17 protein-coding genes and 1 pseudogene are annotated in these 17,509 nt (G+C 63.7%); 5 read left to right on the top strand and 13 right to left on the bottom strand.

The features are described 5' to 3' along the window. Nucleotides 1-458 precede the first annotated feature (458 nt). From AC0L15_RS13520 to AC0L15_RS13480, 9 genes and pseudogenes are all read right to left on the bottom strand, one after another. The gene (locus AC0L15_RS13520) at nt 459-1,139 is read right to left on the bottom strand and encodes an isochorismatase family protein (protein ID WP_287250418.1); all 681 of its coding nucleotides are present in this window, start codon (nt 1,137-1,139) and stop codon (nt 459-461) included. Nucleotides 1,140-1,287: 148 nt separating this feature from the next. Next, a complete protein-coding gene (locus AC0L15_RS13515; protein ID WP_287250420.1) occupies nt 1,288-2,592 on the bottom strand; it encodes a M24 family metallopeptidase in 1,305 nt (434 codons plus the stop codon). A gap of 307 nt (nt 2,593-2,899) precedes the next feature. Beyond that, nucleotides 2,900-3,877 carry a GlxA family transcriptional regulator gene (locus AC0L15_RS13510; protein ID WP_287250421.1) on the bottom strand — a complete coding sequence of 326 codons (978 nt, stop codon included), beginning with the start codon at nt 3,875-3,877 and terminating at the stop codon, nt 2,900-2,902. Nucleotides 3,878-4,074: 197 nt separating this feature from the next. Next, on the bottom strand, nt 4,075-4,263 hold the full coding sequence (locus AC0L15_RS13505; RefSeq protein ID WP_023802667.1) for a DUF1059 domain-containing protein: 189 nt from the start codon (nt 4,261-4,263) through the stop codon (nt 4,075-4,077). A gap of 128 nt (nt 4,264-4,391) precedes the next feature. Next, nucleotides 4,392-5,572: pseudogene (locus AC0L15_RS13500) on the bottom strand (cystathionine gamma-synthase). Then, nucleotides 5,569-6,996 (bottom strand): pyridoxal-phosphate dependent enzyme, encoded by a 1,428-nt coding sequence (locus AC0L15_RS13495; RefSeq protein ID WP_473496471.1) that lies wholly within the window; start codon nt 6,994-6,996, stop codon nt 5,569-5,571. The pseudogene AC0L15_RS13500 and the gene AC0L15_RS13495 overlap by 4 nt, the downstream one beginning before the upstream one ends. Before the next feature lie 361 nt (nt 6,997-7,357). Further along, nucleotides 7,358-8,707, bottom strand: a complete 1,350-nt coding sequence (locus AC0L15_RS13490) for an FAD/NAD(P)-binding protein (RefSeq protein WP_287250427.1) — start codon at nt 8,705-8,707, stop codon at nt 7,358-7,360. 37 nt (nt 8,708-8,744) lie between these two features. Then, on the bottom strand, nt 8,745-9,197 hold the full coding sequence (locus tag AC0L15_RS13485) for an RrF2 family transcriptional regulator (protein WP_287250428.1): 453 nt from the start codon (nt 9,195-9,197) through the stop codon (nt 8,745-8,747). Between the two features lie 457 nt (nt 9,198-9,654). Then, nucleotides 9,655-9,840 carry a hypothetical protein gene (locus AC0L15_RS13480; RefSeq protein WP_023802672.1) on the bottom strand — a complete coding sequence of 62 codons (186 nt, stop codon included), beginning with the start codon at nt 9,838-9,840 and terminating at the stop codon, nt 9,655-9,657. A gap of 306 nt (nt 9,841-10,146) precedes the next feature. Here AC0L15_RS13480 and AC0L15_RS13475 point away from each other — a divergent pair, with 306 nt between their 5' ends. From AC0L15_RS13475 to AC0L15_RS13465, 3 genes are all read left to right on the top strand, one after another. Continuing rightward, nucleotides 10,147-10,506, top strand: a complete 360-nt coding sequence (locus AC0L15_RS13475) for a septal ring lytic transglycosylase RlpA family protein (protein WP_023802673.1) — start codon at nt 10,147-10,149, stop codon at nt 10,504-10,506. 264 nt (nt 10,507-10,770) lie between these two features. Next, the gene (locus tag AC0L15_RS13470; protein ID WP_287250430.1) at nt 10,771-12,048 is read left to right on the top strand and encodes a polyhydroxyalkanoate depolymerase; all 1,278 of its coding nucleotides are present in this window, start codon (nt 10,771-10,773) and stop codon (nt 12,046-12,048) included. 161 nt (nt 12,049-12,209) lie between these two features. Continuing rightward, a complete protein-coding gene (locus AC0L15_RS13465) occupies nt 12,210-12,827 on the top strand; it encodes a transglutaminase-like cysteine peptidase (RefSeq protein WP_287250433.1) in 618 nt (205 codons plus the stop codon). Between the two features lie 268 nt (nt 12,828-13,095). Here AC0L15_RS13465 and AC0L15_RS13460 read toward each other — a convergent pair whose 3' ends face one another. The 4 genes from AC0L15_RS13460 to AC0L15_RS13445 are packed head-to-tail and all read right to left on the bottom strand — an operon-like array spanning nt 13,096 to nt 15,878. After that, nucleotides 13,096-13,461: a helix-turn-helix domain-containing protein gene (locus AC0L15_RS13460; protein ID WP_023802676.1), complete on the bottom strand. Its 366-nt coding sequence runs from the start codon at nt 13,459-13,461 to the stop codon at nt 13,096-13,098. A 27-nt stretch (nt 13,462-13,488) separates the two neighbouring features. Then, on the bottom strand, nt 13,489-14,019 hold the full coding sequence (locus tag AC0L15_RS13455; protein ID WP_287250435.1) for a Smr/MutS family protein: 531 nt from the start codon (nt 14,017-14,019) through the stop codon (nt 13,489-13,491). Then, the gene (mltA, locus tag AC0L15_RS13450; RefSeq protein ID WP_287250436.1) at nt 14,016-15,152 is read right to left on the bottom strand and encodes a murein transglycosylase A; all 1,137 of its coding nucleotides are present in this window, start codon (nt 15,150-15,152) and stop codon (nt 14,016-14,018) included. The genes AC0L15_RS13455 and mltA overlap by 4 nt, the downstream gene beginning before the upstream one ends. Before the next feature lie 24 nt (nt 15,153-15,176). Beyond that, nucleotides 15,177-15,878, bottom strand: coding sequence for a Tim44/TimA family putative adaptor protein (locus AC0L15_RS13445; protein WP_287250437.1), 702 nt, complete (start codon nt 15,876-15,878; stop codon nt 15,177-15,179). 199 nt (nt 15,879-16,077) lie between these two features. Here AC0L15_RS13445 and AC0L15_RS13440 point away from each other — a divergent pair, with 199 nt between their 5' ends. Next, nucleotides 16,078-16,572 (top strand): FxsA family protein, encoded by a 495-nt coding sequence (locus tag AC0L15_RS13440; protein WP_287250439.1) that lies wholly within the window; start codon nt 16,078-16,080, stop codon nt 16,570-16,572. Nucleotides 16,573-16,838: 266 nt separating this feature from the next. Then, entirely contained in the window at nt 16,839-17,339 is a 501-nt protein-coding gene (gene secB / locus AC0L15_RS13435; protein ID WP_027153623.1) for a protein-export chaperone SecB, read from the top strand. The last annotated feature ends 170 nt before the right edge of the window (nt 17,340-17,509 follow it).

Below are 17,509 nucleotides of genomic sequence, written 5' to 3'. Positions count from 1 at the left end.
CGGCGGGGTAGCGGGGGGCCAAAAAAAAGCCGCGCCGGGGGGGGAGGAGAGAGACGGCGGGGGCGCCCCCCCCCCCCCCGCGCGGGGGGGGGGGGGGCCGGGGGGGGGGGGGGGGGGGGGGGGGGGGGGGCCCCCTTGGCCATAGGTGATGATAGTGCGGGATTCAGCGGGGAAGTGTTCGGGTTTCCGCAGGCGTTGTGCGCTGTTCCGCAGAAGCTTGCGCTACTGCGGCGCAGAACTTTTCGAGACGCCGGCGGGACAGCGCCCCCCTCTGCCCTACCGGGCATCTCCCCCACTTGGGGGGAGATCGGCTGTCGTCCCTGCTTTCGCCAATTTCCAACGTCGCAGCAGGAGCGCAGCGCCGAAGCTGCCAATCTCCCCCCTCATGGGGGCGATGCCAGGTTTTGGCAAGGAGGGCAGGCCAGAGGGGGGCGCGAAGGATCACCAGCCTTCCTGGTTCAGAGCTCGGCGTAGAGCCGGGCGGCGTTTTCATAGGTGAAGCGCAAAGGCACCGAGCCCACGACCTGCCATGCATCGACCGTCTCGCCTGCCATCAGCCGGCAGGCGCCGTCGGTGGTTGTCACGGCGCCACCATAGAGCCGGTTGGCAAGGTTGAGGATGGCGGTCTGGTGCATCGCCGTGCTGCCGCTGCCGCAGGCGTCCTTGACCAGCAGCACCCGAAAGCCTGATGACACCGCATCCCTGACGGTGGCGTCGATGCAGGCCTCGGTCCATACGCCGGCAACGACCAGCCACTCGATGCCTTCGGCCTTGAGCCGGCCGGCGGCAGGGCCCGCACCGAAGGCGCTGGCCTCGGTCTTGACCAGCATCATCTCGCCGTCGACCGGCGCCACTTCCGGACAGATCGCCGTCAGCGGATCGTCCTTGTCGGAGAAGGCCGACCTGCCACTGGCATCGACCGGATGGAACCGCCGCGCCTCCCTCGTGAGATCGACGATATAGGCCGAATGGTAGAGCAGCACATCGTTGGCCCGTGCCGCCGCCTGCAGGCGCTGGACGTTGGCGAGGATGTCGGCAAAACCCTCGACCAGATAGCGCTTGTCCTGCCGGTGCTCCTCCTGGAGGTCGACGAACACCGCGGCCACCGTGCCGCGTTTGATGGAAATGGGAGTTTTCATGCGAATGCGCCCGGTTTCCCAGCCAACGCTGTTCCTTTCGGTGGGCTACCGCAAGCCGTGGAGATTGGCTGACGCCTCGCCAGTCGCCAAAGCGTGCGACCGGTCAAACGCGTCCGGTTATCAAAACTTCTGCGCGAGGGAACGAGCGTCAAACTTGTTTCTCCAGAAAGTCGTCCTCATAGGGAAAGCGCGACAGAAGCTCGGTGCCGGTTTCGGTGACCAGGATCTCGTCCTCGAGCTTGACACCCTCGCGTCCGCCTTTCTCGCCGATATAGCTCTCGACGCTGACCACCATGCCGGGCACGACAAAACCGTCGCGGCCATAGGTCTCGTAATCCATGGCATGCGCGATGAACGGCGTCTCGCCATGCATGCCGACGCCGTGCATGACAGACGTATAGCGCTGGTCGACGAAGCGGTCCGGGATCTTCCAGGCCTTTTCGGCAATCTCGCGAAACGCCATGCCCGGCCTGACGATCGAGATGTTGTGCTGAACCTGGTCGTGGGCCATGCGGTAGAGCGATTTCTGATAAACGGTCGGCTTGCCCGGGCCGCAGCGGAAGGTGCGCGAGAAGTCCGAATAATAGCCGTAGCAGCCGATCGTATCGGTATCCAGCGCCAAGAGTTCGCCCGGCCTGATCTTGCGGCCGCTGGCTTCGTTGAACCACGGGTTGGTTCGCTGGCCCGAGGTCAAGAGCCGGGTTTCGATGAACTCACCGCCCTGGCGGATCACCTCGTGATACATGATGGCGAACAGGTCGTTCTCGGACACGCCGGGCTTGATCGCCTCGCGCACCGCATAGACGGCCGCCTCGGCGCCGGCCATCGACACCTGCAGGCATTTTACCTCTTCGGGCGTCTTGACCGCCCGCACGGCAAGAATCTCGCCCTGGCAATCCCGGACCTCGCAGCCGAGCTTTTCCAGCGCCAGCGCCTGCAGATGGCCGCAGCGGTCGAGGCCGAGCTTCATCGAGCCGCCGCCATGCACCTTGAGCAGCTCAGCGATCTCGTCGGCGAACGGGCCGGCGGTTTCGTCGTCGCGGCCTGACACCGAAGACCACACCAGCTTCGACGGCCGCGCCTCGTCGATCGTGTCGAGCACCATCGAGACATGATAGCTCTGCGGATATTCGAACAGCACGATCGGCCCTTCGGTCGGGATGAAGAAGTAGCGCGTCGAGTTGCGCAGGAAATAGCCGAACATGTTGCGCGAGCCGGTGGCGTAGCGCTGGTTATAGGGGTCGAACAGCACGACGGCGCCATAGCCGGCCTCACGCATCCAGGCGCGCAGCTTGGCCAGCCGGCCTTTGCGCAGCGCGTCCGCATCGATGAAGGACGGCTCGGTGTCGGACAGCCACATGCCGCCGGCCGGATCCGCTGCCGCCGGGTGGCGCATGCGGTCCTTGAAGTCGACGTCCTCGGTGCTGTCGGGGTCGAAAACGACAATGCTCACGGGGTGCCTCCTGGATGCGGGGAAAGATGAGCCATGCATCGTTCAGAGGCTGTGCGAGATACCGCAGATGTTGTGCGGGATGCCGCTTGGGATCGTCCCGTAGTGCTCTACGGCGCCCCCCTCTGGCCTGCCGGACATCTCCCCCACTTGGGGAGATTGGCGGCTTCGGCGTTCCGCTCATTCCTGTAACGTTGGCGATTGGCGAAATCAGCGGTGACAGCCGATCTCCCCCCAAGTGGGGGAGATGGCCGGCAGGCCAGAGGGGGGGCGCTGTCCCGGGCGCTGTCCCGCCAACATCCGAAAAGCCCTAATGCCTGCGCGCCACCTTCGGGGCATGCCCATGCTCTTCCCGGAACGCCCGCGCAAAGCTCGACATCGAAGCAAAACCGCAAGCCAGCGCCACGTCGCGCACCATCAGCGTCGAATGCGCCAGGAGATCGGCGGCGCGCTTCAGCCGCAGGCGGCGGTAATAGCCGTTGGGCGAGATGCTGAGCTCGGAGCGAAAGTTTCGTTCGAGCTTGTCGGAGGAGACGCCGAGCTTTTCCGCCAGCGCCGCCATGCCGAGCCGCTCCTCCACCGCATCCTCCATGATGGCAATGGCCGACAGCACCAGCTCGTTCTGGACGCCGGTGCGCAGCCGCAGCGGCATCAGCTTGCGGTCGACGCTGGAGCGCAGCGGGCTGTGCACGAACCATTCGGCGACGCCGGCCGCGAGCTCGGCGCCATAATCTGATGTGATGATCTCCAGTATCATGTCGAGGCTGCCGACGCCGCCGGCCGAAGTGAAGCGCTTGCGGTCGATGACATAGAGATCGCGCCTGAGCTCAATGTCCGGAAACGCCTCGGTGAAGGCCGCCTGGCTGGTCCAGTGCAAGGTGCAGGCATGACCGTCGAGCAGGCCGGCCCGCGCCAGGAAGAAAGCGGCATCCGCCACCGCGCCGATATGGGCGCCGCCGCGCAGGCTCCTGCGGATCCAGCTCACCGCGTCCTCAGCCACGAGATGATGGGCATCGCCGCCCGAGCAGACGACGATGCGGTCGACCTTCGGCGCATCGCCGGCGAAAAAGCCGGGCTGGATGACGACCCCGTTCGAGGCCGCGACCGGGCCCTCAGCGGCGCCGACGATGATCCAGCGGTAGCATTCTTTCTTGGCCAGCACGTTGGCCGCGCGCAACGGCTCGATCACCGAACTGAACGCCATCATCGGAAAGCCGGGGAAGACCAGGACCGCGAAGGTGAGCGGGGCGTCGTTTGCCGTCGGCTGGTCTCGCTCTCGAGTAGTCATTACTTCAACCGTGCCTGTGGGCAATTGCAGGGAAGGCCACAATTCCGCCGGATGCCACTCAGGTCAACGGGCGGTTGGGTCAGTTTGAAAATTCCATCGCGCCTAGGCGTTGTCGCCTATCGGCCGAACTCCTAAATGCTTGCCGTAGCATTGGAGATAGTGACGGTCGCACTGCGCGGCCCGTATAAGAAGCGAGTTTAGGTCGCTAAAATTAGCTTCTTGACCTGTTTACGGTCTTCCGGCGACCATTGCTTCGGGTCTTCCCCGTGAGCGATCGCGCCGTGAAGCTCGACGTGCTTCATCACTTCCGCCTCGGTCTCTGCCGTGAACATCGCTGGACAGGCCTCGTTTCCCGGATAATCCCTGCAACGATACGAGTAAGCCATGACTTTCCCTCCAGGTTGCCCCGATAGCAAAGCGAGGGTATGTCGCCTTTGTCAATTCACAGTTGGATCGCCAGTCAGCCGGGAAATTTCAAACTGACGCCACTATCCAACAGGGCACGGACCCCCCTTCAACTCGCCAGCGCCTGATCCAGATCCGCGATCAGATCGTCGCCATCCTCGATACCCGCCGACAGCCGCACCAGCGAATCGGAAATCCCGATTTCCGCGCGTTTTTGCGCCGGGATCGAGCCGTGCGTCATCAGTGCGGGGTGCTCAATCAGGCTTTCGACGCCGCCGAGGCTTTCGGCCAGCGTGAACAGTTGCGTGTGCTCGAGGAAGCGTTTTGTGCCGGCGAGGTCGCGGTCGAGCTCGACCGTGATCATGCCGCCGAAGGCGTGCATCTGCTTTCTGGCGATGGCGTGCTGCGGATGGCTGGGGAGGCCGGGATAGATGACGCGGCGGATGTCGGGACGGCTTTCCAGCCAGTGCGCGATCTTCTGGCCGTTCGACGAATGGCGCTCCATCCTGAGCGCCAGCGTCTTGAGGCCGCGCAGCGCCAGAAAACTGTCGAACGGTCCGGAAATGGCGCCGATGGCGTTCTGCAGGAATTTCAGCCGGTCGGCGAGATCCTTGTTGTCGCCGACCACGGCGACGCCGCCGACCATGTCGGAATGGCCGTTGAGGTATTTGGTCGTCGAATGCACCGATATGTCGATGCCGAGCTCCAGCGGCCGCTGCAGATAGGGGCTGCAAAAAGTGTTGTCGGCAACCGAGAGCACGCCTTTGCGCCTGGCCAGGGCTGCGACCGCTTCGAGATCGACGACGCGCAGCAGCGGATTGGTCGGCGTCTCGACCCAGAGCAACCTGGTTTCCGGGCGGATCGCCGCTTCGACCGCGGCTAGATCCGTGAAGTCGACGAAGTCGACCTGGAGATTGGCCGAGCGCTTGCGCACCCGCTCCAGCAGCCGGAATGTGCCGCCATAGATATCGTCGGTGGCGACGACATGGGCGCCGAATCGAGCAGTTCGAAGATGGTGGCGATCGCCGCCAGCCCCGAGGCGAAAGCGAAGGCGGCTGCGCCGCTTTCGAGATCGGCCACCGCGCGCTCGAAGGCAAAGCGGGTCGGGTTCTGGCTGCGGGCGTATTCAAAACCCTTGTGCACGCCCGGGCTCTGCTGGCCATAGGTCGAGGTCGCATAGATCGGCACCATCACCGCGCCGGTCGTCGGGTCGTGGCTCTGGCCGCCATGGATGGTGCGCGTCGAGAAGGCCAGGCGGTTGCTGCCCGAAACGGTGGCTTTGATGGTCATCTTGCGCGGCGCCTCAGATGGTTGATCAGGTCGATGCGGGTAATCAGGCCGATGAATTCGTCGCCGTCGAAGACGATGGCGACCTCGTTGCGGTCGAACACCGGCAGCAGCGCGTCCAGCGTCTGGCTGGCCTGCAGCGTGTGCAGATTGGCGGTCATCGCCGTGCGCACCGGGGCCTTGAAACGGTCCCAGCGGCTGTCATAGGGGCCTTCGACGTGGGCGAGGATATCGCTTTCGTCGACGATGCCGACGAGCTTGCCGTCGTCCAGCACCGGCAGTTGCGAGACATCCGAACGGCGCATGCGGCCATAGGCGTTGAGCAGGCTTTCGTCCGGGCCGACAGACACGATGTCGCCGGTGCGGTGCGTGCGCATCACCAGGTCGCGCAGATCGCCATGCTGCTCGTGCTCGGCGAGGCCCTGCTCGATCAGCCAGAAATCGTCGAACACTTTCGACAGATATTTGTTGCCGCTGTCGCAGACGAAGGTGACGACCCGCTTCGGCACGGTCTGCTCGCGGCAATAGCGCAGCGCTGCCGAAAGCAGCGTGCCGGACGACGAGCCGGCGAGGATGCCCTCCTTGGAAAGCAGGTCGCGCACCGCCAGCATGCTTTGCTTGTCGGTGATCGAGTAGGCCTTCTTGACCAGCGACAGATCGGCATTGGGCGGGACGAAATCCTCGCCGATGCCCTCCACCGTCCAGCTGCCGGCCACTTGCATCTTGCCGGTCTTGATCAGGGGCGCCAGCACCGAACCGACCGGATCGGCGAGAATCATCTCGGTCTTCGGCGAGATTTTTGCGAAATAGCGGCCAAGCCCGGTCAGCGTGCCGCCCGAGCCGACGCCGACGACCACTGCATCGACGTCACCGTCGAGCTGCGAATAGATCTCCGGACCGGTCGTGGTTTCATGGGCGTCCGGATTGGCCGGATTGGCGAACTGGTTGGCATAGAAGGCGCCGGGCAGCTCGGCGGCGATCTTTTCGGCCATGTCCTGATAGTATTCGGCGTGGCCCTTGCCGACATCGGAACGGGTCATGCGCACTTCGGCGCCGAGCGCCCGCAGATGCTGGATCTTTTCGCGCGACATCTTGTCGGGCACGACCAGGATGATGCGATAGCCTTTTGGAATGCCGACCTGGGCGAGGCCAAGGCCGGTGTTGCCGGCGGTCGCCTCGACAATGGTGCCGCCGCGCTTCAGCTTGCCCTGTTTTTCGGCGTCGGCGATCATCGACAGCGCAATGCGGTCCTTGATCGAGCCGCCGGGATTCTGGCTTTCGAGCTTGATGAACAGCCGGCACTTGCCGATGTCGAATTTGGTCAGCTCGACAACCGGCGTCTGCCCGATCAGGTCGAGAACCGATGCATAGGGCGGACGCAGGCGGGACATTGCCCTGTCCGGGAGGGCGATCTTGTGCACGCTCATGCTGATGCTCCATGGTCAAGCGACCGCCTTGGGCAGGCTGTCAGCCTATCTTCTTTTCCAGCCGTTTGCAGTCTGAAAGAAGATAGATCGTGCCAATCCATTGGCCAGACTGGGAATGGGATTCCGTAGGGCCGCTCCGTCACACCAATCACGATAGGTCGCGGGACAGCACCCCCCTCTGGCCTGCCGGCCATCTCCCCCTCAAGGGACCCTCAAGGGGGGTGATCGGCAGTTTCAACGTCTCACCTCTTCTTCAACGCTGGAGATTGGCGAAGGCCGATGTGAAGTCCAATCTCCCTCCTTGAGGGGGAGATGGCCGGCAGGACAGAGGGGGCGCCGTAGAGCGCCGATCTCAGCAGCCTCACCCCAGCAACCGCTTCCCCAGCCTTGCGCACTGCACGCGAATATCCGGTATGGCGTCGATCTCGAAGAAGGTGCCGCGGGTCAGCGGCCCGACCGCCAGGATCTTGGCCGAGACGGTGCCATCGCTGGCGATGACCTCGCAATTGTCCGATACGTCGAGGCCAAGGCGCAGCGGATCCGGCCGGGCCAGCCCGCGGTCGACCAGCGACCGCACCACGCTGTTCGACGTTGTCGAGATGTCCCTGGCGATGCCGGTGCAATCGTAGATGCGGGCAACGTCGAACGTCTCGATGCTTTGCGTGTGGCGCGACTGGACCTGCACGCTGAATTCGTCGCCCGCCGTGATGCCGACGACGCGCCCGGCGACAAGCCGGATGCGGCCCGACTGCACCGCCTCGGTGACACGGGCATAGACTTCCGGCGCCATGCGATGGCGGTGGATGTCCCACCACGCCTTGGTGTGCTCGACAAAGCGGCGCTTGGCCGAAGACGGCCAGTTCTGCCAGATCTTCTGGTTGAACGGCCTGAGACCGTCGACGACGTCGCGCCAGTCGATGCCGGCCTTCTGGTTTTCCCGGATCAGGTCGCGGAACCAGCCGACGAAATAGGAGAGCTGGGTGCCGAGCGGAATGTCGGCGAGGTCGAGCTTGATCGGATTGCCCTTGCGGTGCGGCGAAGGCAGCAGGCCGCGCCGCGACACCGCAATAATCTCGCCGCGATGGCCGCGTTGTTCGAGCGACAGGAAGGCATCGACCATGCTCAACCCCGTGCCCAGCACCAGGACCCGGGCTTCCCCGTCGAGCCCGGTGTCGGCCTCCGATCCCATCCTGATCGTATGGCCGTGGCCGGCACCTGGCTCCTCGTCATGTCCGGTCGCCAGCACGGCAAGGTGGGCGACGACGCTGGTGCCGTTGGCCAGCGCCACCTCGACCCCGGACCCGGTCGGCGAGATCGACAGGCTCTCCTCGCGGATCAGGCGAAGACGCGCCGTCTCGCGCGCCTCGAGCTCGTCCAACAGTTCCTTCAGATAGCGGGCGTAGACGCTGCGCGGTGCGTAGACCGGCGCCTGCTCTGGCGTTGCCAGGCCGCGCTCAAGCAGCCAGCGCCAGAAATTGCCGGGGTCATCGGCATAGGCGCTCATGCCGGCCGCGCTGACATTCAGCACATGCGCCGACAGCAGCGTGGAATAGGCGATGCCTTGGCCGAAATGTGGACGCTTTTCGATCAGCGTGACACGAAGATCGGGATTGGGCGACTTCAACAGATGCGCGGCAAGCACGACGCCGCTGGCGCCACCGCCGACGATAATGATCGAATTCGGGAGGGTCGAATTGGCACGGCCGGTCATGCGCGCACCAAGTGCCTGAGGAGCCGTCGGTTCCGGCTCAGGCCTGGATTTTCAACGCAGCCGAAAGCTCGTCGTCGCCGGCGATATCGCGCATCTCGGCGAGGCTGCGCTGATCCAGCACCTCGGCGATCGCTTGCCGGACCTCCAGCATCAGATGTCGGACTTGGCATGTCGCCTCGTTGCAGTCTTCACAGCGCTGATACCGGGTGCGGCTGGCGCAGGGAATTGGGGCAAGCGGTCCGTCGAGCACGCGCACGACGTGGCCGATCTTGATTTCCTCCGCCGGCCGCGCCAGGCGGTAACCGCCCTCCTTGCCCTTGCGGCTCTGGACGAAACCGGCATTGCGCAGTTCGCCGAGGATGGCGTCGAGAAATTTCTTCGGAATGTTGTTTCCGGTGGCGATATCGGCAACGAAGGCGAGCTGACCAACCGGCAGCCGCGCCAGATGGACGAGCGCCTTGAGGCCGTACTTGCCCTTCTTTGTGAGCATGGACCGAACGTTTCTCTGTCATGCAGTGGCGCAAGGCCACCGGTTGCGAAACGCCTGGCGTACGTCCCCACCGCGTCCGCGTCCAGGCTTTCAAGACACATAAATTCTAGTGACATGATATACAAGACGGGCACCATTAATTTTGTTTGATTTTCAAGCCGCTGCGACGACTTGCCGGACGTTCTTTCCTCCTGAAGCCGCAAGGCACGCCAATGGCGACAGCCGGCGCTCGGCACTCATGCGGGTGATCGCCGCGATATGGACATCCTCATCGTTCTCCAATTCCTGTAATGTTGATAAGACTACTATACTTAGCCGCGATACAGGAACCGGTTTTCAAATCGTCGGCCATTCGCAGCATTCATTTGCCGAAGCTGCGCGCAAAACAGGAAATGCGTGTTTGCGGCGGGCCGCGCATTCGCCGGTCGACCGAAACGCCGCCAGGGCCGTTCGAGTGTCAGGGGAGCGAACGGTTCGCCCACACCAGCCCGCCCAGGCCAACCAGCGCGGTGACGATGCCGATATAGAGCCATTGCGACTGGCCGGTCATGAAGCTGCCGCCGACGAGGCCGATGCCCTGCAGCGACCACAGCGCACCGATGGCGAGCACAATCAGCGCCAGCAGATTTTTGATCAATCTCATCGTCGGAATTCCCTTCCCAAGTCGATCGTCAAGTCCGCCATGACCGCGATGGCAAGGCGAAAGGAAGCGACCCGATCGCTCTCACATCTACTTGCATAATAAAGCCGGGGTCTTGCCGGAAACGCCCCGGTGCTGGTGCGAAGACCACCAGACATACATCGGCGCAATCCCGACATTCCATGACAGACTGTTTCGCGCCGACTCCAAACGTGTACTATTGTCATGGAACCGCCAGACGACTGCCGCATTTGGTGCCACATTCCATCCGTAACGGCCGGGTCTGTCAAACGGAGCCCCTTGCCGCAGATGAAGAAACCCAACCGGACCGCGCTTGTCGCGGCGGCAATAGCGGCTGGCCTGATGGTCGGCGCATCCACCTCCCCTGCCGCCGCACAATGCGGCCGCGCCTCCTGGTACGCGCTGACCTCGAAGACCGCTTCCGGCGAACGGATGAACCCGTCGGCGCTGACCGCCGCGCACCGCACCTTGCCGTTTGGCACCAGGCTGAAGGTCACCAACCGCAAAAACGGCCGCAGCGTCGTCGTGCGCATCAACGACCGCGGCCCGTTTATCAAGGGTCGCGTGATCGACCTATCGAAGGGCGCCGCGGGGCGGCTCGGCTTCATCAGCTCAGGCCATGCTGCTGTGTGCACCGACCGCGTGTGAATGGCCGCGCCGCTTTGCGGCCAGGCGGATGAGGGGCAGCGCAAACCTGAAGCGATTGCCCTTGCTCTCTCCTGCACCTTCGCAGCTGCACAATAAGCCGGCTGCCGCCGTTCAAAACCGATTTTCAACGCCTTAGACAAAAGTATAAGCATAAATCAATTCAATTGACGTATTGCATCGCAGCAGTTTGTTGTTAACCTTTGCGCGAGAGATTCAAGGCTCGGCACTGCTGTCGTCCCTTCGGTCGCAGCAGCGGAGTTCTCAATGTTCTACCAGCTCTACGAATTGAACCACGCCGCCGTGCAGCCGGCCCGCGTCTATGCCGATGCGGTGCGGATGTTCTACACCAATCCGCTCAATCCGTTTGCGCACACGTCCTGGGGCCGCTCGGTCGCGGCGACGGCCGAATTGTTCGAGCGCACGACGCGCCGCTACAGCAAGCCGCAGTTCGGCCTGACCAGGACCGTCGTCGACTGGAAAAGCGTCGCTGTCACCGAAAAGACGGTGTGGTCGCGGCCCTTCTGCAATCTGCTCCGTTTCGAGCGGGCGGTTCCCGCCGGCCGCCGGCCTGATCCGAAGCTGCTGATCGTGGCGCCGATGTCCGGCCACTACGCGACGCTGCTGCGCGGCACGGTCGAGGCGATGCTGCCGCATGCCGACGTTCACATCACCGATTGGGTCGACGCCCGCATGGTGCCGATCAGCGAGGGCAGCTTCGACCTCGACGACTATATCGGCTACATCGTCGACATGCTGCATGCGCTAGGCCCCGACACCCATGTCATGGCGGTGTGCCAGCCGTCGGTCCCGGTGCTGGCGGCGGTGGCGCTGATGGAAACGCGGGGCGACCCGTTCGTTCCCTCGACGATGACGCTGATGGGCGGGCCGATCGACACCCGCCGCAATCCGACTGCGGTCAACCTTCTGGCCGAGGAAAAGGGCACCGACTGGTTCCGCGACAACGTCACCATGCAGGCGCCATGGCCGGTGCCGGGCTTCGGCCGCGAGGTCTATCCCGGCTTCCTGCAGCTTTCGGGCTTCATGAGCATGAATCTCGACCGCCACATCATCGCCCACAAGGACTTCTTCATGCACCTGGTGAAGCATGACGGCGACAGTGCCGAGAAGCACCGCGACTTCTACGACGAATATATGGCGGTGATGGATCTGACAGCGGAGTTCTACCTGCAGACGGTCGACACCGTGTTCGTACGCCATGCTCTGCCCAAGGGCGAAATGATGCATCGCGGCGTCGCCATCGATCCCGCCGATATCCGCAATGTTGCGCTGTTCACGGTCGAGGGCGAGAACGACGACATTTCCGGCCTCGGCCAGACCCAGGCCGCGCACGACCTCTGCATCAACATCCCCGCGGACAGGCACGCCCACTACATGCAGCCGGCGGTCGGCCATTACGGCGTCTTCAACGGCTCGCGCTTCCGCTCCGAAATCGTGCCGCGCATCGTCGACTTCATCACCAGCTATGGCCGCCAGACCCGCGTTGCGGTGAGGCCGAAGCTGGTTCGCACCGCCAAAAAGTAAAGATGTCCCGGATGGCAGCCGCCGTTCAAGTCGACCTGTTGCACAATAGCCGCGCTTTCGGCGGCGCGGGTAACCATATCGCAAAACTGGCCGTTGGTATAATTGACAGGGACTGTAGATCGCCCTTAACGTTTCATTAACAACAAGGGACGAGGGGGACAATGATTTCCTCACCAATGGCGAGAGGACTGCGCGTGTGCGCCCTGTTAGGGCTGGCACTTGCGACAGGCTGGTCTACGGCGGCTTCGGCGGCCGGGCCAATGGCAACCGGCGGCCCGACATCGCAGCCGATCGGCCATTACGATTTCTGCAAGACCAGTCCGGCCGAATGCTCGATCCACCCGGGCAATCTCGCCCCCGCCACCATGACAAGCGCGCTCTGGCGAAAGATTCTCAGCGTCAACGCCAGGGTCAACAACGCCGTCAAGCCGATAAGCGACATCGATATTTACGGCAAGGACGAGGTCTGGGCCTACCCCGTCAGGGGCGTTGGCGACTGTGAGGACTATGTCCTGGAAAAGCGCCGCGAATTGAACCGCTTGGGCGTGTCCTATGCCAATCTTCTGATGACCGTCGTGCGCAAGCCGGACGGCGAGGGCCATGCCGTGCTGACCGTGCGCACAAGCAAGGGCGACTACGTCCTCGACAATCTCGACGGAAAGGTCCGCTCATGGGACCGGACCGGCTACCGCTTCCTCAAGCGGCAGGCGATCGACAATACCGGTCGCTGGGTGTCGATCCGTGATGGCCAGCAGGTCCTGGTCGGCGCGGTCCAGTAAGGTTTTTGCAAGCGACCACTAGATCGCTGCGTTTCGCGTTACCTGTTCCAGGCGTTTGCGCTGCCCCTCACCTGCCTGCCGGCATCCTCCCCCGTATAGGGACGGGGAGAGGGGTGCTGTCATTGACGATTTCGCCAATCGCCGGCGTTGCAGGCCACGTTCGCGATCAGTCTCTTTCTCCCCGTTTACGGGGAGAAATGCCCGGCAGGGCAATGAGGGGCGGCGCCAACATCGACAATTGATCGCCTCCACACGAGTCGGGCAAACCCTACGTCCGCCCCAGCGCGGCGCGGATCGATGCGGTGATGCGGCGAAGCTCCGCCTCGTCTAGTTTTTCGATGTTTTCGGCTAGGACATTGGCAAGCTCGGTGGCGGCGGGGCTGAGGCCTGACGTGTCGAGTTTTACCCGCGGGTGCGAGGTCTCGGCCAGCCGCGCCAGTTCTTCGGCATCGTCCCAGATGACATTGAAATAGCCGATGATCTTCTGGATCAGCGTCCAGGTCGGCGCGCCGCGGCGGCCGTGCTCCAGCGCCGACAGATAGGCGGCGCTGACGCCGATCGCCCTGGCCATGGCCTTTTGGCTGACGCCGCGCTCGCTCCGCAGGGCGCGAAGCTTTTCGCCGAACGGGGTCACAAGTCCATCCTCATGCGCGCATCCGCATCAGCGCGCGCGCCGCAGGCGGATATAGAGCGCGCCCGAGCCGCCATGCTTGCGGGCGGCGTGGTCGTGGCTGGAGACCAGCGGTCTGAATGCGGGTGTCGAGAGCCAGGCCGGCACGGCGCGCCGCAGGATGCCGTCGCCGCCGGACGAGGAGCCCTTGCCGGTGATCACCAACACATAGCGGATGCCGCCGGCATGCGCCCGGTGCAGGAAGGAGAACAAAAGCGAATAGGCTTCGTCCTGGCTCAGGCCGTGCAGATCGACGCGGCCTTCGATCGGCAGCCGGCCCTTCGACAGTTTTTCCAGCGTCGGCTCGTCGAGCGCATGCGAAACATGCTGCGTCCTGGCTTTCGTGGCCGCAGCAGGAGCCATCGCCTGGTCACGCAGCATTGGCTTGGTGTCATCCGCGATGTCCGGGCCAATATCTGGGATGTCGATGGCGGACTTGCCCTTCAGCGGCTTGGCAGTGCGCGCCACCAGGTTCCACAGCACCCGGTCGTCCTCGCTCAGCCTGTCGATGCGCCGGGTCATCGCCCCGCTCCCGGCACAAGCCGACGCGGGATCAGCGCGTAGAAATCGGCAGGGTTGCGGACAACGCCGGCGATCTCGCCGGCCGCATCTCCCGTACCAGTGAACAGGTCGCCACGGGCCGGGCCGGTGATGGCCGAGCCGGTGTCCTGCGCGATCATCAGCCGCCGAAACGGCTTGTTGTCGAAAGCGGTCAGCGACGGCCCATCGATGTAGAACGGCGTGCCGAATGTATGCAGCAGACGGTCGACAGCGACGGAGCGGCCCGGCGTCAGCGGTACTTTTGCGGCAGCGATCGGCCCGAGTTCCGGGTCGTCGACCGCCGCCTCGCTGACCGAAATCTCGCGGAAAAAAATATAGGAGCGGTTGCGCCACAGGATCTCGTCGATGCGCTGCGGATGCGCCTTGAACCAGGCGCGGACCGACTCCATGGTCACCGCTTCCAGCGGGATTTCGCCTAGCTCACCCAGGATTTTGCCCGGTCCGGTAAAGCGCTGGCCGGATTTGGCGGCATAGGTGACGCGGCAAAGCCGGCCGTCGGTCATGGTGAGCCGCGCAGAACCCTGTACGTGGATGAAGAAGGCGTCGACCTTGTCGGCGAGCCAGGCGATTTCCAGACCCTTGCCCGCCAAATCCTTGCCAGCGAGCGCGCCGCGCTCGATCTCGCCGCGGTCGAAATACTCGACCGGTCCGTCCGGCGTGGCGCGGCCGAAGGCGAGATAGGGATCCATGCCGACGGGCCGGTTGGCGTCGTCGATGTCGACGAGATCGGCCGGACGCGACAGCAACGGCACCGTAAATCGTTCGGTTCGCACCGGCGAAGCGTCGACCACCGGCTCATAGAAGCCGGTGACGAGGCCGGCGCCACCGCTTTCCGCCGCTATGTGCGCCGGGATGAAATGCCGCTCGAAGAAGGCGCGGGCTTCGCGCCGGTCGGTTGGCGAAATGGTGCGGGCTGCAGCATAGGCGTCGGTGAAGGCATTGAAGTCGACCCCGAGCCCGCCGGAGCGATAGGGTTTCGTCAGGATGTGAAGAGCCGAACGCCGGAAAGCAGCGAACGCGGCCAGATGGTCGTCCTCGTCCCAGCCGGGCAGATCGTCAAAGGATGTTTCGCGGAACGCCTGAGAAAGCGACACGACAGAGCCCGCCGTGGTCCGGGCTCAGTCTTCTTCTTCGGTGGCGACGAGCTTCCAGTTCGGGTCGCGCGAGCGCGTATCGCGGGCAAAGGTCCAGACATCCTTGACCTCGGCGACGGTTTCGGGATCGCCGTCGATGACGGCGCCGGCCTTGTCGCGCGTTGCCGAAATCAATTCGCTGACGATGCGCAAGGTGATATGCGCCTCGCTGCCCTTCATCTCGGCGGAAACGATGTCGGCCTTGTCGATGCCGACGAAGGAGGATTGGATCTTTTCCGACTTCGCCTCGCGGTCGCCGATCGCCGCGACAAAGCCGTCATAGACCTCGCGCGACAACAGGTTCTTCAGCGTCTTGCGATCGCCATCGGCATAGGCCATGACGATCATCTCATAGGCCATCTTGGCGCCGTCGACGAAGGTCTTGGGGTCGAATGCCGGATCATTGTCCTTGATCGCGCGCAGGCCCTTGTTGAGATCGGTGTCAGGCTTGGCGAAGGCGTCGATCGCCGCATAGGCGTCGATTGCCGGCTCTCCCGGCGCTCGCTTGCGCGGCAGCGAGACCACATTCTCGGGTTTTTGGGCGTCGTCGCGGCTGCGGCCCGCCGTATAGGGATCGAACGGCGGCCGCTCGCTGCCGGTGCGGCGGCCGAGCACATTGCGCAGCTGGAAAAAGATCACAACCGCCGCAACCAGAAAGAAAATCGTGCCGAAGTCGAAGAATCCCATATCTTCCGCCAATCAATCCCAACTCCGGCCGGACCGCCCGGCCAGGCAATGGCTGCGGTCGCATAGCGTTCAACATCCAAAGCATATAGAACGCAAGCTGCAATCATTCAAATTAAAGGCAGCCATACCTATCTAAAAGGTTCAGTGCCAGCGGCGATTGCCCGCCTGCCGGCAAAACATCGAAACGATCGGTCAAGATTTGCGCATTTCGCTGCTTCCCCTGTTCATCCTCGCGCTTCCGCTGATGGAGATCGCCGGTTTCGTCGTTGTCGGCCGTCAGGTCGGCGCCTTGGCGACGGTCGGGCTGGTGATGGCTTCGAGCATCGCCGGCGCGCTGTTGTTGCGATACCAGGGTTTTGGCGTCATGACCCGGGTCCGTGCCGAAATGGACGCCGGACGTGATCCAAGCCGTCAGCTCGCGCATGGCGCCATGATCGTGCTGGCGGCGATCCTGCTCATCATTCCCGGCTTCATCACTGACATTTTAGCCATTCTGCTGCTGCTGCCGCCGGTCCGCGACCTCGCCTGGCGCCGGCTGAAAGGCCGCATCGTGATGGCGTCCAGTTTCGGCACCGGTGGATTCCGGGCCCGGCAACGCGACAAGACCATCGACCTCGACGACAGCGACTATTCGCGCGGCGACGAGCACGGCCCCGATCGCAATTCCCCCTGGCGCCGCCTCAAGGACGAGTAGCCCGGCGCAGCTCTCCCTTCTCCCCTTGTGGGAGAAGGTGGCCTCGCGAAGCGAGGTCGGATGAGGGGGTGTTCCAGCTTGGCACCGACGGCGATCCTTCCAACATCTCTCAACCGTCTTGGCGCTGCGCGCCAATCCACCTTCTCCCACAAGGGGAGAAGGGAAAGCAAAGCGCGCAAAACCTTGTCTTGTCATGCCGGCCATGGTAGCGAACGCCCGATTTCAATCCGGTCAGCAACGCTGCCGAGGCAAAAGGACAAAGGCTTATGGCCAGCAAAGACGACGCGCCGACCGGCGCGGCCAGTGGCAACGGCGACGCGACGCAGCCTTCGCTCAACGTACTTGCCCAATATGTGAAGGACCTTTCCTTCGAAAGCCCCGGCGCGCCGAACTCGCTGCGCGGCCGCGACAAGGCTCCCGGCATCGCCATCAACGTCAATGTCAACGCCAACCCGCTTTCGGACAAGCAGTTCGACGTCAATCTGACGCTGAACGCCAAGGCGTCCTTCGACAAGGAAGTGCTGTTCAACGTCGAGCTGGTCTATGGCGGCGTGTTCGCCATCAGCGGCTTCCCGCAGGAGCACATGCTGCCGCTGCTGTTCATCGAATGCCCGCGGCTGCTGTTCCCGTTCGCCAGGCAGATCATCGCCGAGGCGACCCGCAATGGCGGCTTCCCGCCGCTGATGCTCGACCCGATCGATTTTGCGCAGATGTTCCAGCAGAAGCTGGCCGAGGACCAGGCCGCCAGCAAGGTCAAGGTGAGCTGAGGCGAGTGCTCGCTGACGTGTGAAAAACCCGGCCTCGCGCCGGGTTTTTTGTTGAGAAGTCGGCGGGACAGCGCCCCCCTCTGGCCTGCCGGCCATCTCCCCCACGAGGGGGGAGATTGGACTTCACACCGGCTTTCGCCAGTCTGCAAAGTCGCAGGAATGAACGGAGC

The sequence above is a fragment of the Mesorhizobium sp. WSM4846 genome (assembly GCF_055811415.1).
Note: the sequence above shows the minus strand (reverse complement) of the source record. Positions and strands in the feature narration are given on the sequence as shown.